Origin of the sequence: Flavisolibacter nicotianae (genome assembly GCF_003628535.1) — a bacterium.
GTDB lineage: Bacteria > Bacteroidota > Bacteroidia > Chitinophagales > Chitinophagaceae > Flavisolibacter > Flavisolibacter nicotianae.
The window spans coordinates 585389-610378 of sequence record NZ_RBCI01000001.1; the positions used below are offsets into that span (position 1 = coordinate 585389).

Here is a 24990-nt window from a genome sequence, read left to right on the forward strand (position 1 = left end):
CCATGAACCTGTTTGTCAACAGCATTGTACCTACCGCCTGGCTTTTGCTCGCCGCCCGGGTGCTTACCCTGGCCGTGGCCGCCATCCTGCTGTTTGTCTTCCTGTTTCTGTTGCAAAACAAACGGAAGAAAAAACGCAAAGCCCAGTTGCGTGTCCTGTTTAGCGACCTGATCGCCGAGATCACCATTGCAGAAAACCGACCGGAGTTGCAGGAAACCCTGCAGGCATTTGCTTCGCCAAAGGGAAGGAAACAACTATTGGCCAACGGATATGCCCGGAAGATCCTGATCAACGAGTTGGTAAAGACAAAAGAAAACATCAGCGGCCAGTCGGCAGGGAACCTCTGCTGGCTCTACGAAGAATTGGGTCTTCGCCAGGATTGCTTCAGGGCGTTTCGCACCGGAAAGTGGTACCGGAAGGTCCGCGCCATGCAGCAACTGGCTGCCATGCAGCAAAACGATTACCTCGTCAAAATCTACCGCGAAACCAACAACAAGAACTCGTTTATCCGCACCGCGGCACAGTTGGCCGTTGTGAAGCTTACCGGCTTTAAGGGTCTTCGCTTCCTGAGTATTGTGAGTCACCCGGTTTCGCAATGGCAGCAGCTTTCGCTGCTCAGCCACCTGCAGGAAGGTGAAGTGGAAGCCGGCATGATTCGCCTGTGGCTGTCGAAAAAAAACGAATCGGTGGTGGAATTTGCGCTTCGCCTGGTGGAAATCTATAAGTGCCACGACCTGCACAACGAAGTGGTGAACAGCCTGCGTCATGACTCGGCTGCTATCAGGCTGCAGGCCCTGCAGGCCCTCCGGGAAATTTACACGGACAACACGGCGGAAGCCCTATTGCAGGCCTACCCGCTGCTGAACCGTCCAGAGCAACTGGCCATCGTCGCCATGCTGCCCGAGGTCGGAGGCAGCGAAAACGCCCTGCGTTTCCTGACCACGCTTGTGCAGGGCGAAGATGAAGGGCTCTGCTTTCACGCCATGCATGCCATACAGCAAATCAGCCCGGCCTGGTCGTCGCAGGTTATCCATCAACTGAAAACGAACCCCTCGTTTATTCCGATTCTTACCCACCTGCAAAAAGAGGCCGTATGAGTTTCTGGACCCTGCTTTATGATTTGTTTACCTATGGCATTCTCGCCTTTTCGGTCGCCATTCTGTGCTTCTATATTTTCATCGCTATCTATTCCATTGGTGAAACCCGGAACTATATCCGCAAAAGCACATTTGCCGATTACCGGATACTGGCTGCGTCCGAACATGCGCCGTCGCTGAGCATACTGGCACCGGCATACAACGAAGCTGCTACCATCGTGGAAAATGTACGTTCTCTCCTCAATATTTACTACAACAATTTCGAGGTCATCATCATCAACGACGGCAGCAAGGACGACTCGCTGCAAAAGCTAATCGATGTCTACGACCTGGAAAAGGTGCTGTACTTCACCGAGCAGCCCATTGCCACAAAACCCATTCGCGGTATTTACAAAAGCCGCAACCCGGTGTATAAAAAACTGTTGGTGGTGGACAAGGTCAACGGTGGCAAAGCCGATGCGCTGAATGTGGGCATCAACATGGCCAAAAACAAATATGTTGTTTGCATTGACGTGGACTGCATCCTCGAGCAGGATGCCATGCTGAAGCTCACCAAACCTTTCCTGGAAAACGGCGAAGCCCGTGTGATCGCCACAGGCGGCGTGGTACGCATTGCCAACTCCTGCGAGGTGGAAGATGGCAAGATTGTGAAGGTGAACCTTCCCAAACAATTTCTGCCACGCATGCAGACGCTGGAATACATCCGTGCTTTCCTGCTGGGCCGGATGGCCTGGAGCCGCATGAACGGCCTGCTGCTGATCTCGGGTGCCTTTGGCGCCTTCGACCGTGAAATTGTCATCAAAGTAGGCGGCTACGACCATAGCACCGTTGGTGAAGACATGGAACTGGTGGTGCGCATGCGCCGCTACATGGAAGAACAAAAACTGCCCTACCAAGTGGCCTATATTCCCGATCCGCTTTGCTGGACCGAAGCACCGGCAAGCTTTAAAATTTTGGGGCGGCAGCGCAACCGCTGGACCAGGGGCACGATCGAAACCCTGCGGATGCACCGCAAAATGTTTTTCAACCCAACCTATGGGGTACTGGGCCTCGTGAGTTACCCCTACTGGTTCTTTTTCGAATTCATGGCACCGCTGATCGAGTTCATCGGTTTTCTGGGCTTTTGCGTGTTGGCCTGCCTGGGCCTGATGGACTGGAATTTTTTCTTTGCACTGCTGCTTTTCATATACACGTTTGCCGCCGTGTTCTCGGCCTTTGCCATTCTCATGGAAGTAATGACGTACAACCAGTACAAAAAGAAACGGGAGATTGTCAGCCTCATGCTGACGGCCCTGATCGAGCCGGTCCTCTTTCATCCCTTCGTGGTGTGGGCGGCCGTAAAGGGAAATATCGACCTGTTGCGGAAAAAGAAGTCGTGGGGAGAAATGAGCCGCCAGGGTTTTGCCGCCAAGAAAGCGGCGGCCTGAGAACAGTGGCCCTGAGTTTATCAAACTGCTTGCAAGAAAGCTTGATTTGATGGCCGATGACAGCAAGTAAAAAGGCAGTGTTTTTCTCCGCAGGCGATTGTTTCCTCCTGATTGTGGTTTCTATTCCACCGTTTTCAGTTTGATGACCAGCATTGCTTTTGGAGCAATATCTTGTCAGTCCTGCGTTTCCCGGACTGCCGATTGCCTGACAGGTCACCCGGTTCAGTACAAAAAATGAAAGAGAAAGACGTGTTTTGAAAGGCCGGCTTTTTAGTGCGCCGGAAAAATAGCGTTCGGTTGCAGCTTCAACGAATCATCAAAAAAGAAAGAGTGTTAATTATTCAGGAGGCGGCCTATTTCACCGACTGGCCAACCAGGTGGATGCCGGTTACCTGCCCGCGGGCCTGTTCCGCATAGATTTCCCACCGGAAACAGGAAAATCCCTCGGGGCTGCTTTTTTCCGTTTCAACGGTAAAACACTGACCGGGAAATTGCTGGCAGCAGCGCATGGCATCAAGGATTTTTGTGCAGTCGCAGGAAGAGAAAACATCCGAAACAGAGCGGCCGATCAGGTGTTGGGTGCAATGGCCAAAATGCGAAAAAAACGGTTCGTTGCAAAGCACCAGTTTCCCCTCAGCATTCACGAAAGACCGAAGCGTATTTTGGTTATAGTTCATAGAAAATGGATGTAATATCGGCTTGTTTAGATAAAGTTGTGACAAGCCAGGATCGATTCCAAGAAACAAGGCTTCTTTTCTGCCGTGCTAAGTAAGAATCCTTAGCGGCTGCTACCTGAAACCGGGAGATTTGTTTCGCCGGCAATGTCTTTCCACTATTTGCAGAACCGAAGCCAGCCGTACATTCACGAAGAAAAAAGAAGGAGATTTCGATCTCCTCTTTCCATAAAATCAAGCAGCAGAGTGTGCTTTGACCGGCAGGTTTTTTGGGGCTTTTTCCAGAAAAGATTATGACGGACAAAAAAGAACCGAGATCGTCCGGTAAGCGCTCTTCGGCAAAAAGAAATGAGGAGGAAAGAAAACTGCTTGCGCAGCATCCTTTCGAAAGCATGAGCCAGGTGCAAAACCGTTACGGCAAAGGCCGCAGGAAAAGCGGGTCGGATGGCGGCCACCAGGATGGCAGAGGCAGCAATCATTAATCAAAATGGACCATTGTTGTTCAGCCAGGTTTGGAAAAAACAGTCACTTAATTTCTGTTGATAAACCTCCACGTTCAAGCACCTGACAAAAAACCGGGGTGCATCTGTTTCAGCACAAGCATTGGGAACGGCACAAAGTTTTTAGCAGTATCTCGCTAACTATTTCTTCACTTCTAAAAACAAATGTTATGGCAGACAACAGAGACCAGGATCAAAACAGAAGTTCAAACATGGGTTCTGACAGCAAGAGTGGTCAAAGCCAGCAAACAGGCAGCAACCAGGGTTCAATGGGTAACCAGGGCAGCAGCGGCTCTATGGGCAACCAGGGTGGATCATCCAGCTCCCAGTCAGGTGGCATGGGTAGTTCGCAAAACACTGGCGGCTCCCAGAGCGGTTCCGAACGCGGGTCTGGCGGCCTGGGTGGCCAAAGCATGGGGACCAGCGGCAGCTCGGGAAGCAATACCGGCAGCAGCTCGGATCAGAATTTGGAAGGCGGCGACTCCGGCCGTGGCAGCAGCACCGGTACAGGCAACACAGGCCGTAGCGGAAGCGAACGTGGCCAGGGCGGAATGTAAACCGCACGATTGCTACACTATCAATTCTGTCAAGCCTTGTATCACTACAAGGCTTGCTATTTTTCAGCATTATCGTAAACACCAGTCGTATGGATCACAAAGACAAAAAAGAAGAACAACGGCCGTTTGCTTACCCCAAGCCGACCGAAAATGACCAGCAGCTAAGAAACCAGCCGGAATACATCGACCAGGAACCCAACCGGTACGAAAAGCAGATCAGCGATATTCCCGGGCAGCAGGCAACCGGACAGGAAGACCCGAACCCTGTCAAGCGGGACTAGACGGCACACAAAAAAGGATCGCTATATGGAATGGGCGGTTTACAGGCAGGACATATTTGCTTTCATGCCCAACCGCCATCAAAATGAACCAGGCGGAGAAAAGTGCTGTTTTCTCTGCCATCCGTCATCTGCCATCCAATAAAATCCTTTTCAGGTTGGAGGCGTTTGACATCCGCCGGAATCGGGTGTCTCGAATCAGGTATAGATGCGCCTGACGATATCGTTGTATTTTTCCATGATCACCTTTCGCTTCAGCTTGAGCGTTGGCGTTAGTTCGCCACCCTCAATGCTCCATTCCGTTGGCAGGAGCTCAAACTTCTTCACCTGCTCCACTTTGTTGAAATGCCTGTTGGCCTCGTTGATAATTTGCTGGAAGTGATGGTGAACCTGCGGATGATGCAAGAGACCGTGAGAAGCGCCGTTGACATCAATTCCCCGTTGCCGGCACCAGTCGCCCAGTGCTTTTTGCGAAGGCACGATCAGTGCACCGGTAAACTTTTCACCGGCACCCACAATCATGACCTGTTCGATAAAAGGCGATTCGGCCAGCTTGTTCTCGATGGGCTGCGGCGCCACGTATTTGCCGCCGGAAGTTTTAAAGATTTCTTTTTTCCGGTCGGTGATTTTTAAAAATTTATCATTCACCAACGTACCGATATCCCCGGTGTGCAGCCAGCCATCGATCACGGTCTCGGCTGTCAGGTCGGGACGTTTGTAATAACCCATCATCACATTGGGACCTTTGCAAAGGATCTCGCCGTCTTCCGCAATTTTCACGTTCACACCACTGATGACAGGTCCCACCGTTCCGATCATCCAGTTAGCTTCATTTAATTGGTTCACGCTGATTACCGGCGATGACTCGGTTTGTCCATAGCCTTCCAAAATGGGAATGCCCGCGGCAGAGAACAGGCGGATCAGTTTGACCGGGCAGGCGGCGGCTCCGGTGACAATGCATTTCACCTCATCGCCCAGCGCTTCGCGCCATTTTTTGAAAACGATCTTCCGCGCCAGCGCCAGTTGCAGGCGGTAACCGGCGCTGCCCTTTTCCTGGATATCGTATTTCTCTCCGAGACGAAGAGCCCAGAAAAACAGCTTGTGCTTTATCCCCTTTTGCTCGTTGCCCTTGGCCATGATCTTCTCAAACACTTTCTCCAGCAGCCGGGGCACGGTGGTGAACATTTCCGGTTTGACCTCCTTAAAATTTTCACCCAGGGTATCGAGGCTTTCGGCGTAGTGAATAGACGCACCGGCAAACAAAAAAATATAGGTCACCATGCGCTCAAAAATGTGGTTGAGCGGCAGGAACGAAAGCACACGGGTGTTCAGCGTCAGCGGGAAATCGGGCAGTGTGCTCATCACGTTGCTCAGCACATTGTGGTGCGAGAGCATAACGCCTTTGGGCGAGCCTGTTGTTCCCGATGTATAGATGATGGTGAATAAATCTTCGGTGTTGATCCTAGCGGAAGCTTCTTCAATCTTCAGAAAATGTTCCTGCGTGCCCAAGCTTAAAAGTTCCTGCCAGTGCCGGAAACCTTCTGTTCTTTCGAAGCTCACAATTTCTTTGAGCGACGGGACGGTTGCAATCATTTGCTGCACTTTTTCCGTCAGGTCGGCGTCGTTGAAGAACAGCATTTTTACAGCCGCATCGTTCATGATGAAGCTGATGTCGTTGGCATGGGCCGTTGGATAAATGGGTACCAGCACGGCGCCGATCTGCTGCACGGCCAGGTCCAAGAAAACCCATTCGGGACGGTTTTTGGAAAGAATGGCAATTTTGTCGCGACCTTCCACGCTCATGTCGCCGCAGCCGATGCCCAGAGCAATCAGGCCCGCACTCAGCCTGTCAACAATGTCTTTCACTTCCCGGGTGCTGTACTTGCGCCACCGGCCGCCTTCTTTGGCCACCAGTGCGCCTTCCACGCCCCCCTTCTCCCGCTGCAGCTCGAGACAATCGAATAAACGATGCGGCTTGTTCATAGTTACAAAACTTGTGTGTACAAATTAAGGAAAACAGGAGGAAACGGGAAGCCTTTTCCCAAAAGAAAAACGGCTTTTACAAAAGCCGTTTTTGACAATGCGGAAGCCCTTGTCCTTCTTCGTTCATGAGCCGAAAGTATTTTCAATCCACTGCTGCGTACTGCATACTGCCAACTGCTTACTTCAGGTATTGCTTTGCCATCTCGTCGTACAGCTCCAAATATTGATTGGCCTTGCCGTCCTTGTCAAACACCGCTTCCCAGGTGCTGAGCGGCTCCCAGATAAAGGTGCCCTTGCCCCTGCCGTCCGGCAGGTTGAAGGCAATGTCGTGCACTTCTTTTTTGAGCTGCGAATACTCCACCACGATCACGTCCCTGTTGTAACGCCTGGCCAGGTCGGTGAGATTGTTTTGCAGGTCGCTCAGGGTGCCGTGCCATTTGGGATAATACGACTCGCCGATTACGTCGAACGACACGCCTCTGGCCAGCATGTTGTTGAGAAAGAAAACCGATTCGTCGTTCTGCCCGCCCAGGGCAATGTGCAGCATGATGAGGATGGACGGATCAACGGCCAGCACGGCATCGCTGCCGGCCCTGAAGAGTTGCGCCAGGCTGTCGAAATGCGCCACGTGCCCTTCGGGCCAGATGATGCCGTGGTTGATCTCGTTGCCCACCTGCACCATGTCAGGCGTGGTGCCCTGCGCTTTCAGTTCGGTGATGACCCGCTTTGTAAACTGATAGACCGAATCTTTTAACTGCGCAAAGGCAAGCCCTTTCCAGGCAGCCGGTTTGTACTGCTTGCCCGGATCGGCCCAGTAGTCGCTGTAATGAAAATCCAGAAGGAATTTCATCCCGGCCGCTTTGATTCGTTTGGCCATCTGCCTGGTATGTGCCAGGTCGCAAAAGCCTTTGCCCGGCGAGTAGCCGCTGTCGGCCGCAGGGTTGTTGAAAATGCGCAGGCGGATGTAATTAAAGCCGTGGTCTTTCAGAATTTGAATAGCATCTTTTTGTATGCCTTTGTCGGAAAATTTCACGCCTTTTGCTTCCAGCTCGGGAAGGAATGAAATGTCGGCGCCAATGATCTTTCCCGTTTCCTTTTTCGTCGTCTTCACCGGTGCGCTGCTTACGGTTGCACGGCCGGGCTGAATGGAAAAAATATCGGTTGACCCGGCCCACAGGCCTTCGCTTTTTGCTTCGAATTTGATGGTGCTGGGCGTTTTTCCTGCCAGCAGGATCACCTGGCATTTCCCGTTGAAAAGGTGGCGTTGGGCGGCGGTATCAAAATACTTGTCCTGTTCGTGACTGCTCGGATCCCCGTTGCCCACCCCGATGATCTTTGCATCGCCAGTCACCGAAAAGCAGACCAGGTTCATCGCATCCGGCACTTCGCGTCCCTGCCTGTCCACCACGCTGATGTTCATCACCGCGGCGTCTTTTCCATCGGCGAGCACGGTTGTCCGGGATGGTGATACCACCACTTCCGCCGGTGCGCCGGTGGTTTCCACTTTTGCGGTCAGCTTTTTCCCTTTTTTAAACGCAACGGCTTCCAGCGTGCCCGGTGCATACGCGACGCTCCACTGCAGGTGTCCGTTGCGGGGCATGTCTTTTTTGCCGAGGCTTTTGCCGTTCAAGAACAGTTCAACATTGTCGGCATTGCTGTTCACCCACACATCGATGGGCTGCCCTTCGCGGCCTTTCCAGTTCCAGTGCGGCGAAATATGCAGCACGTCCTTATCCGTCCACCAGCTTTGGTAGTAGTAGTAAATGTTTTTGGGAAAGCCGCAGACGTCCATCACGCCGAAATGCGAATTGATATTGGGCCACTGGTAAGGTGTGGGCTCACCGCGGTAATCGAAGCCGGTCCAGATAAAACCGCCCAGCCAGAAATCGTTGGGTGCGGCCAGCGTCCACCAGGCTTCGGCCGTGCTGGCCCACCAGGGCGCCGTAATGTCCTCGTCGGGCAGGTAAGCACGGACGCTGTCTTTTTCATACTGTCCTCTCGTGGTCACCGTGCTGCCCATCTCCGTGCCGATGATGGGTTGCGCCGGGTGATCGTGGTGATAAGCGGCAACAAATTTTTCGCGGTAATTGAATCCCCGCACCGGGATCACTTCGTTCACGCCCTGGAATACATTCCCCAGGTCGGCGGCATAGGTCGATGTACGGGTAGGATCCAGTTCTTTTTGTCTGGCGATCAGCGTTTGCGCAACACGTTTGCCGATGGACGTGGTGTGCAGCCAGCCTTCTTCGTTGCCGATGGACCACAGGAACACGGAAGGATGATTGCGGTCCCGGCGAATGAGGCGCTCAAACTGGTCCATGTATTCGGGGCTGCTGTTCAGCAGGCGCTGTTCGTCCAGTACCAGCATACCCAGGCTGTCGCAGGCGTCGAGCAATTCCGGCGTCGGCGCATGGTGGCTGGTGCGGTAGGCATTGCTGCCCATCTCCTTCAGCAACCGGATGCGGTAGTACTGCAAATAATCCGGCAGGGCGCTGCCCACACCCGCATGGTCCTGGTGGTTGTTGGTGCCTTTGATCTTTACGTGCTGCCCGTTGAGAAAAACACCATTAGCCTTTATTTCAATTGTACGGACACCCAGGCGGTGACTGTTGCTGTCAATCACTCTTCCATTCTGCTTCACCAGGGAAACAACGCGGTACAGGTAGGGATCATCCAGCGACCATAGGTGCACATTGGCAAGCGACAGTTTTTGTTTGACGAGAGTTTTGCCATTGGGCGAAAGCGTCAGCGGTGAGGCGGTTGCCTGCGCCAGCTTTTTCCCTGTGCGGTCTGTAAGGTACGTTTCGACGGTGGCTTTTGCTGAAGTCAATCCGCTGTTTTCCACTTCGGTTTCTACCTGCACCACGGCATTCTTTCCGTTGACGGTTGAATAGGCAAAAACGCCGTCATGGGCAAGGTGCAGGTTATTGGTTTGGTTCAGCCATACATGACGGTAAATGCCAGCGCCTTCGTAAAACCAGCCTTCGTACTGCGTGGCATCCACCCGTACGGCCAGTACATTGTCTTTGTTGAACTGGAGATAATCGGTGATGTCGTACACAGCACCCACATAACCGCTTGAGTTGGTGCCGAGGTAAAAGCCGTTGATCCAGAAACTGGCGTTGCGAAACACGCCATCAAATTGAACCTGGAAGCGCTGGCCCGAGTCTCTCCGGTCGATCGTAAAATGCTTGCGGTACCAGCCGATGCTGGTTTCCGGATAAAGGCCGCCAACGGGCTTGTAGCCGTGCGACTGCACGTCAAAATTGGGCGAGTTGGCAAAGGGCAGTTCCACCGCCCAGTCGTGCGGCAGGTCCAGCGTTCGCCAGTCCTTGTCGTTCAGCTTCGGGTCGATGGCGGTGCCGGCTGCTTCGCCGCTTTTTTTGAAAATCACGGTCACGCCGTAGTTGAAATCCTTTGCCGGGTTGGCGGCATGGCCAAAATGAAACTTCCAGCCCTCATCGAAATTGACGTGGAGGCGTGGTTGCGCAAACGACGATAACGATGCGGCTAAAAGGAAAAGAAAAAGGAACTGCTTTGTTGGTGTCATACTGCTGCAAAAATGTTGGTGCCGAAAGAATAGACGTGTACCGAAATCCTCAAGCGTTAAAAATAAAAAAGGCCATCCAAACCGGATGACCTTTTTGAAAGAATTCGCTTGACAACCAATTTAATTGATGGTGACGGTTTGTTTGTTTTCGTCCAGCGTAATGGTGTAGGTGCCTGCTGTTGCCGGCGTCTTGAAATTGCTTCCACCTTCCCACTTGATGGCACGTGGTGTGCCTATGGCCTGGCTGCCGCCGCTGTTGTCTTCGTAATCGAAAGCACCCCAGTCATTGCCGGCGAGGAACTTGATATCCTTGTTGGCCTTCAGCGCAACGGTGATTTCCCAAACGCCTTTGCCTTTGTAGGTCATCTGCGGTGATGCACCCGGGTTCCAGTCGGCCACGCCTTCGATGCCGTCTCCCACCAGTCGCATTTCGGTTGCTGCAGACATCTCGTATTTCACGTTATCGCGGTTGCGGCCGTCCCAGATCACGCGGTAGCGACCAGCAGATGGCGGGTTCGGCATATTCGGACCGTTTACTTCCAGCGAGCTTCCGCTGGGCCCTGAAGAACCGTAGCTGCGGGCATTGGTCGCCGAGATATCGCCGCTGTTCCAGTCGTTGTAGTCAAGCATCTTCCAGCCATCCACCGTGAAGTCGGAAAGGCCCACAAACAGGTTGGTTGAAGCCAGTCCCATGGCATAGTTGGGGAAGACGTTGGATGGCGTCCAGCCTGCACCCACTCCTGCACCCACAAAGCCCATGCGGCCTTCGCGGATGTCGTATTTCATATTGGCCAGGTCCACGCTGATGCGGTAGTAACCGGCAGTCGCCACTTTAATGTTTCCGCCGGAAGTTGAAAGGCTACCGCTGCCGGCGTCGCCGTAGGCGATATCCCAGGTGCGGGCCGGCGTAATCTTAAATTCAGTATTGGCCGGCAGGTAAATGTACATGTAGTACAATTTGTTCAGGGCATCCGGACGTACATCGCGAATGAACTCGGGTGCATCGGCAGGCGTCCAGTCAGTTCCGTTGCCGGTGCTGGTTTGATAGTTACCGGGCATGTATAGCCGGATAATCGGCTGGTAAGAATTCACCGTTACGGAAAGAGCGTTGGAATAAGCGGTTGCTCCTTGTGCCGTCACAGCCTTGATGCGGTATTCGATCTTGCCCGTGGCACCGCCGGCAACACCTTCATTCAAAGCCGTTCCGTTGATCTCGCCTTTTGTAAAGGTTTTGGTCACCAGGGAAGCGCCGATGGGCAGCTCCTGCGGTGACGCAAAGTTTTTACCGGACGAATCGTACTGCAGGCTGTAGGTAATGGTACCGTTATAGCCGTTGAATGCTTTTGTCCAGTTGAATGTCAGCCCCGGCTGCGAAGCGGTGCTGAGTGTTCCGGTCATGGAGGTCGCCGATACGGTCAGCACGGAAGGATCCGTGTAGGCCGATGCATTGACCTTAATGGTTTGCGAAAGATACCGTTCGTTGTTGTTGCCGTAAGAAGACACCACGCGGATGTACAGCGGGGTGGCCACACCCAGTTTGGCACCATAGGTCAGCAACAGCGCATTCAGGTCTTTGCCGGTAAAGGCGGTTTCCTGCTTGCCGATGACTTCCCGGCGGGTCGCTGTCGCAAAGGTGTTTGTCGTATCCATTTCAACAGTGAACTTGTACGTATTGGGGTCGGTGCCGTAGTTGGGACTTGTCCACGACAGGTTCAGGACATTTTTCAGGGAGTCGGCAGCTCCCGGTACAACGGCCGTTGACGGGCCGGTCAACACCACCTGGCTGCCATCGTTGTAATACGGCAGGGGATCCACCTTTTTACAACCTGCCATGACCAGCACGGCAGCCGTTATTACCGATAAGATTATTGAGAGTTTTTTCATAACGCTGCAATTAAAGTTTTGATTATTGTTTTACCACCGAGTACTTACCGGTTTTAAAATTCACCGTGATCTTGTAGGTTCCTGCCGACGGAGGGCCAGGGAAACCGGGATCCGAATCCTTTTTTTCAAATTCGCCTGCCTCCCAGGTACCGCCGGTCAGCATGTGGTATTGTGTGGCCCAGTTACCATTATCCTGGAGGATTTTGTAGTTGCCGCCGCCGGGCATGTCCACGACCAGTTCGTACAGGGTATTGGAGACCTTGGTGAACTTTTGCGTAACATCGTAGGGAACCTTCAGGGGATTGTCCCAGCCATTTTTGGTGGCATCACCCACGATCCACAAATTGCCGTTCGTTGGGAGGGGAACCGCCACATCGAGATACGGCGTTACCGTTAGACTCACCACGTTGGAAAGCAGCGGCACGGTGCCGTTGCCGAGAGTCGACTTCACCCGCATTTCCAGCTTGTGCGGCATGTTTTCCATCAGGTTCATCTTCGTCAGGATGGTATTAAAATCCTTCACAGTGAACGCGGTGCCCAATTCCTTGGCAATGGCCACTTCCTGTTTGGAAGGGCTGGTAAAATTTGCCCCTACGGTATCGATCTGCAGAACGTAGTTTACATCCTGTGAGCTGATGCCGGTGGTAAAGCGGTAGTTCGGATTGGTCCATGTCAGGTTCAAAAACGGCTGGGAGGCGTTGGCCTGCACCAGTGTCGTGGAACCGGTGGTCGTGGCCTTCAGCGTTGGTGCTGTACCGCCTTCGAAGTAATCTTTGTATTCGTCTTTTTTACAGGCAACAAGCACCAATAAAAAAGAAAGAACGACAAGCAATCTATTTCTCATACTCATAATTTTTATTGATTAGTAACCTGCGTTTTGGGTCAGGTTGGGATTAGACGTTAGGTTGGTCGACGGAACCGGGTAGTAGTTGTAACGGGAGTTCACTGCCGTACCCGATGCCACACCGCCTTTCCAGGGCCAGAGATAAGTGCCGGTCGTAAGGAGGTTGTAGCGCACCAAGTCTGTCCGGCGGTGGCCTTCCCAATACAGTTCGCGGCCTCTCTCATCCAGCACCAGTTGCAGGGTCAGGTCGGACGAAACCAGCTTTCCCACATTGCTGGGTCCATAGCTGTCGCCATAAGCCCTGAAGCGAATCCGGTTCATGTAATCCAGTGCGGTTGTCAGGTCGCCTTTTGAGCTGCCGCGAAGCACACCTTCCGTATAGATAAAATACATTTCCGGCAGGCGGAACACGGGGAAATCAATGTCGGCAAAGTCGCGGTTGGGATCCGATGTCGGCTGGCCGTCGCTGCGGATGTTGCGCCATTTTTTCACCCAAAGACCCTGTTTGAAATCGCCGATATCATTGATCTGCATGTTCGCCTGGTTGGCAAACATGGCACGCTGGTCGGTTGCGCCGGTCAGGTCAGGAAACAGGTCGGCCAGGCCTTTGGTAGCCCTGTAGCCGCTCCACCCGCTGCCCACGCCCAATTCGTCGTGGTTATCGCCGGAAGCCGCATGCACCAGGAAAGTGGTATTGCCATAGGCTGACGTGCGCAGGCCGTCGCAGTTGATGGTCCAGATAAATTCGTCTTTCTGCTTGTCGTTATCGGCCATGAACAGTTTTGCATAGCCCGATTTCAGTGTATAACCGGCGCCAATCACCTTGCTTGAATAAACAACAGCCGAGTCGTAATACGGAATCGCTTTGTTATCCTTGACATCAATCCCCAGGTATACCGGCGCATTGAGGTACATGCGTGCCAGCAAAGCCCATGCTGCCGCCTGGTCTACCCGTCCGTACTCGATGGTTTTCGCCGGAGCCAGTTCCTGCAAGGATTGTTTCAACTGCGTTTCAATGAACGCGAACAAGCCTTTGCGATCGATCTCTCCGGGCAGGTCGGTTCCGATCTTATTGTCTTCGGTAATAAAGGTTGACTTTCCAAAAAGGTCCATCATCACCCAGTAATTGAAAGCACGCAGAAACTTTACTTCCGCCCGGGCATTTTTGATGTCCGTAGCATCGGTGCCGCTGATGCTGCGCTCCTGGAGCTTGGCATCCGTTGCTTCACGCAAAAACTCGTTGATGAGCGTGATGTTGTAAATCGGGCGGGCATACAAACCTTTCAGGAAAGGATCGGCCGACGTCCAGCGCAGGTTGTGAAAATCCTTGATGGTCTGGTCATTCCAGCTGACCACGGCTTCATCGGTCGGCAATTCCTGCGCATTGAAGAACCCACGAATAAAGGCTACCTGCGAGCCCTCATCCAGGCCATTGATGTCCGGTTGTCCGGCCGCACCCTGGTTGCCGGTCACGGCAAGCGTTCCGTAAATTTTTGCCAGTACACTTTTGTACCCTGCTGCCGTCGAGTAAGTCTTCTCCGGCGTCAGGTCGTTTTGCGGGAACAGGTCCAGTTTCTTGGAGCAGGACGCCAGAACAACCATCGCCACTACTGCAAGAAGAAATTTATTGCTGATTTTGCTTCTCATATTCTGCAAACATTAAAAATTAAAAGTCAAGGTTTACACTCAAAGAATAGGTACGCGGACGGGGGTAGATATTGTTGTCGGTACCTGTGTCGTTCGAGTTTTCCGGATCCAGTCCTTTGTACTTCGTAACGACAAAAACATTCTGCACGCTGGCGCCGATCCGAACACCGGACAGGTTCTTTGTCACACGTCCCAGGTTGTAATCAACCGAGATGTGGTCGAGACGGAAGAACGAAGCATTCTCGATGTAGTAATCGGTCAGGTACCGGTTGTTAAGAAAACCGCTTTCCAGGTAATTTACCGTGGCGTTGCCGATAAAGTTGAGCGGGTTTTTGATGGAGTTCAGTACACCTGCATTCGAAAAATAGTTGTTGTAAAGGTAGTTGCCCAAAGATGCGTGACCGGCTGCGGACAAAGTCAGCTTCTTGTACGTGAACTGTGTGCTGGCGCCGATCAGGGCATCCGGTGCCGGCTTTTTGTACAGGTACCGGTCGTTGTCGTCGACCACGCCATCCCTGTTGACATCTTCGTAAAGACCTTCAATTGGCTTGCCCAACCTATCATATATCTGCTTGAACACAAAGAAGGAGTATGGTGCTTCACCCACAATGTACTTACCGATTTTGTTGCCCGTACCGCCGCCGATGCCACTCACATCAATTCCTTTGAAGGAAGGATCGGGATACTGGAGCAGGTTGGTGATTTTGGTTTCATTAACCGTCGCGTTGAAGTTCAGGTCCCAACTAAAATTGCGGTTGCGAACCACGTTGGTGTTCAGGGTAAATTCAACACCCCTGTTCTCCATGTTGCCCACGTTGGTCAAAAGCTGGATATCGAAGTTGGTACCCGGCGCAACGGGTACGACGCTCAGCAGGTCTTTGGTCTTCTTCTTATAGAGATCAACAGAACCGGAGATGCGGTTGCCAAAAAAGCCGAAGTCCAGGCCAAGGTTGGTGGTGGTCGTCGACTCCCAACGGCGGTCGCGATCGTAGGCACCCGGACGCAGGAAGCTGTAGAAATTGTTGCCAAACTGGTATTGCGCCGTACCGGTGCTACGGGCATAACGGGGCAGGTAACCGTAATAATCGCTACCGGTATTTTGTTGACCGGTTTGTCCCCAGCTAAAGCGCAGCTTCAGATCGGAAATTGGTCTTACATTTCCAAATACCAGTTCTCTCAGTTTCACGGCCACTGCTGCGGCAGGAAAATAGCCCACGCGGTTTTCCGGTGCAAACCGGGAGCTGGCGTCACGGCGCAACGAACCTGTCAACAGGAAGTTGTTGTAAACCGTCAGGTTCACACGAGCCAGGTAGGACTCCAATCTGAATTGCGGTTTGTCTGTGGCAAACGTAGGTTCCGAACCTTGAATGGTATCTTTTTTTCCCGGCTTGTTTGGATCGGCAATGGCGCGGTAGCTAAATGCCGGATAGTTGTAAACGTCCGTTGTAAAATCCTGGTAGCTATGCAGCAACAGCGCATCAAACTTGCTTTTCAGTGCCGGCAATTCTTTCGCATAGGTCAATGAAATATCGGCCAGCGTGTTCGTTTGCGTTTGCTGGTAAAAAGGCACTCTCCGGCCACCGGTTTTATAAACGGTTGCCATTGCCGAATCCTGGAAGTCGTGGCCTTCGCCATGAATGCGGTCCATACCCAGGTTCAGCAACACGTGCAGGTCGGGAAGGAAGTGCAGTTTGTAATCCAGTTGCACGTTGCCGATGAAACGGTTCACATTGGAACGGTTGTCACGCAGCTCGAGCAACGCAAGCGGGTTGCGGTTGGACAGATCGATGGGCAGGCCGTTGGGTTGCAGCCACTCGTAATAGCCGCCAAACCTGTTCTTCGTATAGACCGGTTGTGTCGGATCGTAGTTGATGGCGTTGCCCACGGCGCCGCCGTCGGCAAAGCGATTTCCGGTGCGGCTGAACTTGGCCGCGATATTGGCCGTCAGGTGATTGGTAAAAAATTTCGGCGACAAATTCAGGGTCGATGTCACACGGTTGAAATGATCGGTTTTCAAAATACCATCCTGGCTCAGGTAACCCAGCGAAATGCGGTACGGAACATTGGCATACGTACCCGCAGCACTCAGGTTGTTGTCGGAGCCGAAGGCTTTTTGATAAATCTGGTCCTGCCAGTCGGTATTGGCCGTTCCCAACAATGCTTTGTAAGTATTGTTGCCGGTGGCGACTGCATCGGCATTGATGATGGCCCGCACCTGGTCGCCGGTGAGCACGGCTACTTTTTTTCCAATTATACCAACAGAGGCTCTTGTATTAAAATTGAAGCGCAACTTACCGGCAGCACCCTTTTTCGTCGTGATGATCAGCACACCATTGGACGCTCTAGAACCATACAAAGCCGTTGCAGACGCATCTTTCAATACGCTGATGGATTCAATGTCGTTCGGGTTGATGGTATTCAGTACGTTGCTCGACCCGGCAATGCTGTTGCCTTCCGTGGGCACACCGTCAATCACGACCAATGGATCGTTGCTGGCGTTGAGTGAAGCCCCACCGCGAATGCGGATACGGCTGCCGCCACCGGCAGAGCCGCCACCGGATGTTACCTGCAAACCGGCCACCTTGCCCTGCAGCAACTGCTCGGAAGAAGAGACCTGTCCTTTTTGAAAATCTTTGGCGGAAATGGAGGTTACCGAAGCGGTCAGGTCGCCGCGGCGACGCGTTCCGTAGGCCACCACCACCACTTCGTTCATGTTGGCAGCAGTTGACTGTAAGGTCGCATCAACCGTCGTTTTTCCGGCGATGGAAATTTCCTGCGGGGTAAACCCAACAGAACTCACAATAATAGAAGTTGCATTGGCGGGAACCGGGATGCTGTAGGTTCCGTCTTCGGAAGTCATTACGCCCCGTGCCTGGCCTTTGATGATCACCGAGGCGCCGGAAACGGCTTTCCCGGTTGCGTCGGTTACACGGCCTGTCACTGTTTTCGTCTGGGCAAACACCACAACTGAAAAAAGCAGCAATACAGGCAAGCAAATCGTCTGAAGCAATTTTCTCAGATACATAAGCAATCAAGTATTAAAAATTAAAGAAGATACGCAGTTTATTAGTAATGTGTATCGGGGACACAATGTTAGCCTTTTTTTAACTCCATCAAAAAAATCTTTTCCTTTTTTCGACGAAAACGGCATCCGAAACGGATGATTTTTATCAGGTTGTTTAGGCGGTGAGTTTTTGTTCGGATTTGACCGAGAGTTTCCCGTTTCTTTTTAAACTGGGCCTGAGTTTGTACAGTTTGCCCGGGCGGTGCGGAACGTCTACTTCCATCTCGTTTAAATCGATCAGCCAGTCTTTGAGGATGATTCGTTTGCGGAAATTGCGACGGTCCAGTTCTACACCCAAAATGGCTTCGTAGAGGTCCTGGAGTTCGCGCAGCGAAAACTTTTCCGGCAGCAGGTTGAAAACGATAGGCTGCTCCAGCACTTTTTCCCGCAACCGTTGCAGGCAGGTGTCCAGGATCTGCTTGTGATCGAAGGCCAGTTTCCTGACCTTGTTGACATCGTGCCAGCTCAGTTCATTGTGCGTTAACTGCAGCTTGTTGTTTTTTAAATTGATCAGGGAATAATAGGCCGTCGTGATCACCCGTCCCGAAGGGTGACGGTTTAAGTTGCCAAACGTATGCACCTGCTCCAGGTACACATCGTGTAAATCGGTGCGCTCCCGCAGCACACGGTACGAGGCTTCGTCAAGGTCTTCGTCGGGCCTTACCAGGTCACCAAGCAAGGAATACATGCCGGCAAATTCTTCCAGGTCAGACTGGATCAGCAACACCTTGAGTGCTTTTTCCGCATACGCGAAAATGACGCAGTCGACCGAGACGGCGATGTTGAAGTATTCGAGGTGGCTGCTTTTTTCAAGAGCAGCCGATTTTAGTTTCGCCATATGTTCTTTATTGAAGGGTAATCGGAAGGGTTTTCGATTCGCTTTTCACCTGCAGTTTCAGGAAATAGGTTCCGTTTGCCACGGCCGGTCGTTGCAGCAAAATCTGCCGCTCGCCTTTTTGCAAAAAGCCGTTGTAAACCGTGCGAATATATTGACCCATGTTGTTATAAAGCAGGATCGTTGTGTTTCCGCTTTGCGGCAGGGCCACATCGACCGTGTAGGCCGACCGTGCAGGGTTGGGGTACAGGTTTACGGCCAGCGCGGTTCCGTTCCAGGGCACGTTGCTCACCGGCGTAGTTGTCACATTGTTCACATTGCGGTTCACATACACCCGGTATTCGCCGGGCTGCAGGGTAAAGGTTTGCGCAGCGGTGGTGGCGGTAACGATGCTGTTGTCGAACAGGTTGTACCAGGTACCGGCAGCCGGGAAGGTGAAGGTGCTTGACAACGCCGAAACTTCAAAATTGCCCAGCACCACCAGGTCGGATGTATCGTTTGCCGTGGTCAGCTTGATCCATTTAAATGCATTGCCCAGGCTTTTATCCACCGTGCCCGTTTGAAAGGCTCCCGTATACCAGGGATGAAACCGCAGGTTGATCAATTTACCATACGTGCTGTAAAGATTCACCCGGCGCGGGTCGGCAAGAAAATCCCAGCGGATGGGCTTTGCGCTGACGCGGCAGTCATTGCTGATGGTAACGCCATCCGAACAGGTGTTGATGGAATAATGATAACCCAGTTCGCCAAACTGCCATACCATTTTCGGCCCTGGAATCGTCAGTAAAAAAGCGGCTGTTAATTCTGCACGCTTCAACGCTGTTGTGGTGTCTTTGATATTGTACCCACTGCCGGCATTGCCGTAGGTAAGGTTCTTGTACATGATGCGTTCTTCGTCGTGACTTTCGGCATACGTTACCAGGTGCGGATTGGTCCATCCTCTCGCCGTATAAATGCCCCGCGAAAAATCCCAGCGGTCGTTGTAACCCATCGATGCCTGCGCATAACTGTCATTCAAATTACCCCAGATCAAAAAACCTTTGTCGGCCAGTTCTTTTTCTTCCGTGTTATCGCAGAAATGTTCGAGGATGGTATAGGCATTCGGATCGGCCGCTTTGATTGCCGCGGCATAGCCGTCCAAAATGGCAATACGGCTTGGATCGTACGCGGAGAATGTTGCATCATCCGTCGACGGTTTTTGTGTCAGTCCTTTGGAAAAATCAAACCGGTACCCGTCGATCCTGTATTCGGTTAGCCAGTGCTGCAGGACGCGGTTGAAAAAATATTTTGTGTCTGCGCTTTCGTGGTTGAAGTCGTCGCCGAAGCCAAACGCATGCGGCTGCACCGGGTTGTACCAGGGATTGTTGGCAGCCGGCCGGTTGTTGGTGGCATCCCAATACAACTGCGCCAGCGGCGAAGGCCCGATCGTGTGGTTCAGCACAATGTCCATGATCACGGCAATGCCGTTCTTGTGACAGGAATCGATAAATGTTTTCAGGGTGTTTTTAGGACCGTAATATTTATCGGGAGCAAAATAAAACGTCGGGTTGTACCCCCAGCTGTCGTTGCCATCAAACTCGTTGAACGGCATGAGTTCAATGGCGTTCATGCCCATCCGCTTGATGTAGGCCAGCGTGTCCTTCAGCGTTTTCCAGTCGTGTGCCGCAACAAAATCACGCACCAGCAATTCATAAATGACCAGGCCTTTTTTATCGGGTCGATTGAAGTTGGTCACCGTCCAGTTGTAGCCCGGTTGTGCCGGTTGCAGCACACTCACAATACCGGTCGTCTTCCCCGTCGGGTAAGGCTTCAGGTTCGGATAAGTAGACGGTGAAATGTACTGGTCATTGCCGGGGTCGAGGATTTTTTCCGCATACGGATCCGCGATCTTCAGCACACCATCGACCAGGTATTGAAACGCATATTCGGTTCCTGCCGTAAGGCCCGTGAGGGTCAGCCAGAAAAATTTACCATCCGGTGTTTTGTTCATGATGGACTGCGAGCCTTGCGTCCAGTTGTTGAAGTCACCGATCACGGTAACGACGTTTTTACCCGGTGCCCGCAGTACCAGCGTAACGGAGGTGTTGTCGGCACCATAGTTGAATCCGTCGTGGAGGTTCGCCGGCAGGGCAACAACCGGCGCCGTGCCTACAAAAACGTTGATGGTGTCGTATTTCGTTTCGCTGCCCACTGTAGCTTCGGCTATCAACTGCTGGTTGCCGGTTGCTACGATGGAAGTAGTGCCCGAAACAGTGGTGACATTGGTCGCCGTGGCAATGACGGTTCCGTTGTGATAAAGTTTCAGCGTCGACGCCTGGCTGGCATCAGCGGAAATGGTGACGTTCGTACCAACCGACCAGTTTTGCGTTTCGGGTGTGGGCACAAATTTCGGTTCACGCGGTGGTGCGGTCAGACGCACCGCCAGCGATGCCGTGTAAACCGGTATGTACATGTTGCTGCCGTCGGTATTGCGTTGCGCCTTGTCGCCGCTGCCGCTGCGAAAAAGAATGGCAATTTTTTGAATGGATTCCGTGGGATCGGTGATGTTGAAAAAAGCACGCAGGCTGCCGGCGATGGTATATTTCCATTTGTTGCTCCCCAGCGAAGCCGCCTTCCCGTTGGCAGGTGTCGTGCCCCATTGAAAGGGAACATATTTCCAGTCGTCGCTGTTGGCGCTTTTGTTTGTAATGACGCCGATGTGCACGTATACATCGCCTGAAAAATTGAGCAGACCCTGGTTGCCTTTGCTGGCATCAACAATGATATCGAGGGTTTGCGCGGGGTCGGCCTCTTTTGGAAAGGATGGTGTCCAGGTCAGAAGCTGTGCCTGCGAAATCACGGCACTCACAATACACACAAGAAGCAGCAGCAATCGTTTCATAAGCGAGTTCTCCGGCGCTAAGATAAGAGTATATGTACTTCTTACACATTGTGTCCGGAAAAAATTCCCTATCGTCCCGGCCTACACGCTTATAAAAAAACAGTGTGCTTGTGGCACCGAAAGGCGAACCGGTTTTCTGCCGCTACGAAAGTAATGCGGTGAAACCACCGGCAAAAGGTGAAGCCTGTTTTCAATCCTTCATTCATGTTGTTGCACCTGCAACAAAAAACCGGCGTCCTTCTCTCCTGCAAAAACCAGCAGAGAAAAGCGCCGGTGATTTTTTTGAATGTCTTTACAGTTTTGCCACCACTTTGCCTTCCGTTGAAACAATCGTTGCCAGTATGCGGCCTTCCGGCAATTCTTTCGCGGTGTAAAACAGCTTGAAGGTTCCGCTTTTGGCCGTGATGTCCCGCCGGTAAAAGACCATCCGTGAACTGCCGTTTTCACCGTCGCCGAATTCCAGTTTCTTCAGGAGGTTGTTTTTCTCGTCGGTGATGGTGATCACCCGGTCTTTCCCCGGACGTCCGCAATGGGAGTACTGCACTTCGATCTTGTCGTTGTCGCGGAGCGGGCCGAGGGAAAGTGTTTTGGCGGATTTGTCGGCATAGACAAATTGCTGGAGCACCTGTTTGCCGTTGAGAAAAATAGCGAAACTATCGCCGCCTCTTTTCGTTGAAAACGACAAAAACAGCGAACAAAGAGCTGCAGCAAAACAAAGAACAACATGCTTTTTCATAAACCATTTTTTTGCGTGAAGAAATCGATGATGAGCCCCTGCCCATCGCTTGTCTCCACAAAGGAAACCATCGCAAAAACAGTCCGTGCATTTCTTTGACGAAGCGACACAATGCCTCCACATCCGGCTTCTCCGGACGGCTTTGTCAACCCGGTAAAACGCCGGAAGCAGCCAGAATTTTCTTTCCCGCCAGCCACCGTAAATTTCTATTTTCGCCCCATGTCATCAGGTATAAAAGACGCACAGAAACATACGGAACAACTGTTGAAAAAAATAAAGGACGGCAAGCTGTCCACAAGCGAGATCGACTCGCTGCGGGATGTGCTGCGCTTCCACGAACATCGTTATTACATCCAGAACGATCCGCTCATTTCGGATTTCGAATACGATACATTGTTCAAAGGTCTCGAGGCGCTGGAAAAAGAAGCACCGGACCTCGTTACTCCCGACTCTCCCACCCAACGGGTAGCCAAAGGATTAACCAAAGACTTTCCGGCTGCACCGCACCTGGTGCCCATGCTCTCGCTGGATAACTCGTACGACAGTGAAGATCTTTTAGACTTCGACCGCAAGGCCAGAGAACTGACAGGCCTAAGCGAAATTGAATATTGCGTCGAGCCAAAATTTGATGGCGCCAGCATTTCGCTCATTTACGAAAATGACCGCCTGGCCCGTGGCGCTACACGCGGCGACGGCGTTCGCGGCGACGACATCACGCCCAACATCAAACAGATCCGCACCATTCCGCTCTCGGCCCGTTTTTCTGCGTATGGGTTGCAAACCGTGGAGATCCGTGGCGAAGTGCTGATCAACAAAAACAATTTCAAAAAATTCAACGAGGCCCTGGCCGAACAAGGCCTGGCGCCACTGGCCAATCCCCGCAATGCTGCGGCCGGCACCCTGCGCATCAAGGATCCCGTGGAAGTGGGCAGAAGAAAACTGGAAGCCTTTGTTTACCACGTGAGCTATTATTTAACCGATGACGGATTGCAAATGACAGATGACAGCAAGGATGTTGAAGAGGCTCACACGCCGTCATCCGTCACCCGTCATCTGCCATCATCGCTCACCACGCATTCCGGTACGCTGGACATGCTCTGGGACCTTGGCTTTCGCAGCCCGGCAAACGAAAAAAAAGTGTTCAGGGGCATACAGGCCGTGATCGACTATTGCAACGAATTTGAAAAGGAGCGTGACGAACTTCCTTACGAGATCGACGGCATGGTGATCAAGGTGAACGATTTTACCCTGCAGGATAAAATGGGCATGACCTCGCACCACCCACGGTGGGCCATGGCTTACAAGTTCAAAGCCCGGCAGGCCACCAGCAAACTGCTCCGCGTCGAGTACCAGATCGGCCGCACGGGCAACATTGGCCCGGTGGCCAAAATAGAACCGGTGCACATTGGCGGTGTTACGGTAAGCTCCATCTCGCTTTTTAACGAAGACGTCATCCGGGAAAAAGACATCCGCATCGGCGATACGGTGTTGGTGGAAAGGGCCGGCGACGTAATCCCTTACATCGTAAAACCGCTGACGGAACTGCGCACCGGCAACGAACAGCCGATCAAATTTCCGACGCACTGCCCGTCGTGCGGGGATGAACTGTACCGCTCTCCCGAAGAAGTGGCGTGGCGCTGTGTAAACGCCAGCTGTCCTGCACAGGTGCTGGAGCGGCTGATGCATTTTGCATCGAAGGATGCGATGGACATCCGCGGACTGGGCGAAGCCAATATCGAAAAATTCTACACTCTCGGACTGCTGCGCTCCATCCCGCAGATCTACCAACTGGACTTTGAGGCCATCGGAAAGCTGGAAGGCTTTGGCCCGAAATCGATTGGCAATTTGCAATTGGCCATCAGCAATTCCAAAAAACAACCCCTGCACCGGCTTCTTTTCGCCCTTGGAATTCGCTTCGTCGGCGAAACCATGGCCAAAACCATTGCCAACGCGGTGGGTCACCTGCTCGACCTTCGGGAGTTCGACGAAGAACGATTGCAGACCCTCGAAGATGTGGGTCCGAAGGTCGCCGGCAGCGTTGTACAGTTCTTCCGCAATGAAGACAACGTTAAAATGCTCACAGAATTGGAAGACCTCGGCCTTCAGCTAAAAAACGAAAAAAAGGAGGTTGCAAGCGGCGGAAATCTTGATGGTCAAACGTTTTTGTTCACCGGCACCCTGCACAAACTGAAACGCAGCGAGGCGGAAGAAAGGGTAGAAAAAGCAGGAGGCAAAATTTTGTCAGGAGTAAGTAGTAAATTAGATTACCTGATTGTTGGCGAAGACGCCGGCAGCAAACTGGAAAAAGCCAAGAAAATTGCTACTATCCGCATCCTGAGCGAAGATCAGTTTCTGCAAATGCTTGAACCGGCATAACTCGTATGCGTAGCGCTTGCAGCGGATCATCATTTTTTTTCGCCTAAAAAGCCTACGCCATGATTAAGAAATTACCGGGTGAGGTGTGGAAGCAATTGGTTTTCGAGGGTAGCAGGGACCTTCGCAATCGCTACGCCATTTCTACCCAAGGACGGCTCGCCAGTTATAAGCAAAATGTGCTGGAAGATGGCAAGTTGCTGAACGGCTCACTGACCACCGGCTACCGCACGCTGAACCTGCATCGGCCCGAACGCAAAAGCACCTTGTATCTCCACCGCGAAATTGCCCGCCTGTTCGTCAAGCGGCCTTCGGCCAAACACAAGTACGTCATCCACAAAAACCACAACAAGCTCGATAACCGGGCCAGCAACCTGCGATGGGCGACGTTGGAAGAGATGATTCTTCACCAGCAAAAAAGTCCCGCCAAAATTGCCTACAAGAAAAAGCAGGCAGAAAGAGAAGTGGGCCTGAAGCTGACCGCCACGCAGGTACGCCGCATCAAGGAAATGCTGGCCAACAAAAACCGCCGGCTTACCATCAAGCAAATGGCCGAAAAATACGCAGTCAGCGAGATGACCATGTACCGGATCAAAAGCGGCGAGAACTGGGGGCGGGTTTAAGTTTACAAGTTCACTGGTTCACGAGTTCACAAGTTGA

The 24990-nt window shown here is 52.4% G+C and carries 17 protein-coding genes; 6 read left to right on the top strand and 11 right to left on the bottom strand.

Annotation, left to right across the window (positions count from 1 at the left end; translation table 11 throughout):
• Window positions 1-2 precede the first annotated feature (2 nt).
• Window positions 3-1097 (top strand): hypothetical protein, encoded by a 1095-nt coding sequence (locus D6024_RS02505; protein ID WP_121352651.1) that lies wholly within the window; start codon window positions 3-5, stop codon window positions 1095-1097.
• Window positions 1094-2524: a glycosyltransferase family 2 protein gene (locus tag D6024_RS02510; protein WP_121352653.1), complete on the top strand. Its 1431-nt coding sequence runs from the start codon at window positions 1094-1096 to the stop codon at window positions 2522-2524. The genes D6024_RS02505 and D6024_RS02510 overlap by 4 nt, the downstream gene beginning before the upstream one ends.
• Before the next feature lie 353 nt (window positions 2525-2877).
• On the opposite strand, the gene D6024_RS02515 is transcribed toward D6024_RS02510, so the two are convergent.
• Together D6024_RS02515 and D6024_RS26490 are read right to left on the bottom strand one after the other, a co-directional pair.
• Entirely contained in the window at window positions 2878-3201 is a 324-nt protein-coding gene (locus D6024_RS02515) for a PAS domain-containing protein (protein WP_121352655.1), read from the bottom strand.
• A complete protein-coding gene (locus D6024_RS26490; RefSeq protein WP_162944488.1) occupies window positions 3191-3592 on the bottom strand; it encodes a hypothetical protein in 402 nt (133 codons plus the stop codon). Before D6024_RS26490 ends, D6024_RS02515 begins: the two co-directional genes overlap by 11 nt.
• A 276-nt stretch (window positions 3593-3868) precedes the next feature.
• Here D6024_RS26490 and D6024_RS02530 point away from each other — a divergent pair, with 276 nt between their 5' ends.
• Both D6024_RS02530 and D6024_RS02535 read left to right on the top strand, forming a co-directional pair.
• Window positions 3869-4255, top strand: coding sequence for a hypothetical protein (locus D6024_RS02530; protein WP_121352662.1), 387 nt, complete (start codon window positions 3869-3871; stop codon window positions 4253-4255).
• Window positions 4256-4344: 89 nt separating this feature from the next.
• Window positions 4345-4536 carry a hypothetical protein gene (locus tag D6024_RS02535; protein ID WP_121352664.1) on the top strand — a complete coding sequence of 64 codons (192 nt, stop codon included), beginning with the start codon at window positions 4345-4347 and terminating at the stop codon, window positions 4534-4536.
• 195 nt (window positions 4537-4731) lie between these two features.
• Here D6024_RS02535 and D6024_RS02540 read toward each other — a convergent pair whose 3' ends face one another.
• The 9 genes from D6024_RS02540 to D6024_RS02580 all read right to left on the bottom strand — a co-directional run bounded on the left by D6024_RS02540 (window position 4732) and on the right by D6024_RS02580 (window position 21957).
• Window positions 4732-6516, bottom strand: coding sequence for an AMP-dependent synthetase/ligase (locus tag D6024_RS02540; RefSeq protein ID WP_121352666.1), 1785 nt, complete (start codon window positions 6514-6516; stop codon window positions 4732-4734).
• A 178-nt stretch (window positions 6517-6694) separates the two neighbouring features.
• On the bottom strand, window positions 6695-10066 hold the full coding sequence (galA, locus tag D6024_RS02545) for a beta-galactosidase GalA (RefSeq protein WP_121352668.1): 3372 nt from the start codon (window positions 10064-10066) through the stop codon (window positions 6695-6697).
• 120 nt (window positions 10067-10186) lie between these two features.
• Complete coding sequence (locus D6024_RS02550) at window positions 10187-11950, bottom strand: SusE domain-containing protein (protein WP_121352670.1); 1764 nt, start codon at window positions 11948-11950, stop codon at window positions 10187-10189.
• Between the two features lie 22 nt (window positions 11951-11972).
• The gene (locus D6024_RS02555) at window positions 11973-12794 is read right to left on the bottom strand and encodes a SusE domain-containing protein (RefSeq protein WP_162944489.1); all 822 of its coding nucleotides are present in this window, start codon (window positions 12792-12794) and stop codon (window positions 11973-11975) included.
• An 18-nt stretch (window positions 12795-12812) separates the two neighbouring features.
• Entirely contained in the window at window positions 12813-14441 is a 1629-nt protein-coding gene (locus D6024_RS02560; protein ID WP_121352674.1) for a RagB/SusD family nutrient uptake outer membrane protein, read from the bottom strand.
• A 19-nt stretch (window positions 14442-14460) separates the two neighbouring features.
• Window positions 14461-17433: a SusC/RagA family TonB-linked outer membrane protein gene (locus D6024_RS02565; RefSeq protein WP_162944490.1), complete on the bottom strand. Its 2973-nt coding sequence runs from the start codon at window positions 17431-17433 to the stop codon at window positions 14461-14463.
• A gap of 187 nt (window positions 17434-17620) precedes the next feature.
• A complete protein-coding gene (locus D6024_RS02570; RefSeq protein ID WP_121352678.1) occupies window positions 17621-18343 on the bottom strand; it encodes an NUDIX hydrolase in 723 nt (240 codons plus the stop codon).
• Window positions 18344-18350: 7 nt separating this feature from the next.
• Entirely contained in the window at window positions 18351-21221 is a 2871-nt protein-coding gene (locus D6024_RS02575; protein WP_121352680.1) for an alpha-amylase family glycosyl hydrolase, read from the bottom strand.
• A gap of 292 nt (window positions 21222-21513) precedes the next feature.
• A complete protein-coding gene (locus D6024_RS02580; protein ID WP_121352682.1) occupies window positions 21514-21957 on the bottom strand; it encodes a hypothetical protein in 444 nt (147 codons plus the stop codon).
• A 219-nt stretch (window positions 21958-22176) separates the two neighbouring features.
• Between D6024_RS02580 and ligA the strand changes: the two genes are divergently transcribed.
• Together ligA and D6024_RS02590 are read left to right on the top strand one after the other, a co-directional pair.
• A complete protein-coding gene (gene ligA / locus D6024_RS02585; RefSeq protein WP_121353463.1) occupies window positions 22177-24333 on the top strand; it encodes an NAD-dependent DNA ligase LigA in 2157 nt (718 codons plus the stop codon).
• 59 nt (window positions 24334-24392) lie between these two features.
• Entirely contained in the window at window positions 24393-24953 is a 561-nt protein-coding gene (locus tag D6024_RS02590) for an NUMOD4 domain-containing protein (protein WP_121352684.1), read from the top strand.
• Window positions 24954-24990: the final 37 nt, after the last annotated feature.

Excerpts from the sequence above, each read along its gene's own strand:
- D6024_RS02560 (WP_121352674.1), bottom strand. The coding sequence starts at position 14,441 with ATGAGAAGCAAAATCAGCAATAAATTTCTTCTTGCAGTAGTGGCGATG.
- ligA (WP_121353463.1), top strand. The coding sequence starts at position 22,177 with ATGTCATCAGGTATAAAAGACGCACAGAAACATACGGAACAACTGTTG.
- D6024_RS02590 (WP_121352684.1), top strand. The coding sequence starts at position 24,393 with ATGATTAAGAAATTACCGGGTGAGGTGTGGAAGCAATTGGTTTTCGAG.
- D6024_RS02510 (WP_121352653.1), top strand. The coding sequence starts at position 1,094 with ATGAGTTTCTGGACCCTGCTTTATGATTTGTTTACCTATGGCATTCTC.
- D6024_RS26490 (WP_162944488.1), bottom strand. The coding sequence starts at position 3,592 with ATGCTTTCGAAAGGATGCTGCGCAAGCAGTTTTCTTTCCTCCTCATTT.
- D6024_RS02575 (WP_121352680.1), bottom strand. The coding sequence starts at position 21,221 with ATGAAACGATTGCTGCTGCTTCTTGTGTGTATTGTGAGTGCCGTGATT.
- D6024_RS02570 (WP_121352678.1), bottom strand. The coding sequence starts at position 18,343 with ATGGCGAAACTAAAATCGGCTGCTCTTGAAAAAAGCAGCCACCTCGAA.
- D6024_RS02535 (WP_121352664.1), top strand. The coding sequence starts at position 4,345 with ATGGATCACAAAGACAAAAAAGAAGAACAACGGCCGTTTGCTTACCCC.
- D6024_RS02530 (WP_121352662.1), top strand. The coding sequence starts at position 3,869 with ATGGCAGACAACAGAGACCAGGATCAAAACAGAAGTTCAAACATGGGT.
- D6024_RS02550 (WP_121352670.1), bottom strand. The coding sequence starts at position 11,950 with ATGAAAAAACTCTCAATAATCTTATCGGTAATAACGGCTGCCGTGCTG.
- D6024_RS02580 (WP_121352682.1), bottom strand. The coding sequence starts at position 21,957 with ATGAAAAAGCATGTTGTTCTTTGTTTTGCTGCAGCTCTTTGTTCGCTG.
- D6024_RS02505 (WP_121352651.1), top strand. The coding sequence starts at position 3 with ATGAACCTGTTTGTCAACAGCATTGTACCTACCGCCTGGCTTTTGCTC.
- D6024_RS02540 (WP_121352666.1), bottom strand. The coding sequence starts at position 6,516 with ATGAACAAGCCGCATCGTTTATTCGATTGTCTCGAGCTGCAGCGGGAG.
- D6024_RS02515 (WP_121352655.1), bottom strand. The coding sequence starts at position 3,201 with ATGAACTATAACCAAAATACGCTTCGGTCTTTCGTGAATGCTGAGGGG.
- galA (WP_121352668.1), bottom strand. The coding sequence starts at position 10,066 with ATGACACCAACAAAGCAGTTCCTTTTTCTTTTCCTTTTAGCCGCATCG.
- D6024_RS02555 (WP_162944489.1), bottom strand. The coding sequence starts at position 12,794 with ATGAGAAATAGATTGCTTGTCGTTCTTTCTTTTTTATTGGTGCTTGTT.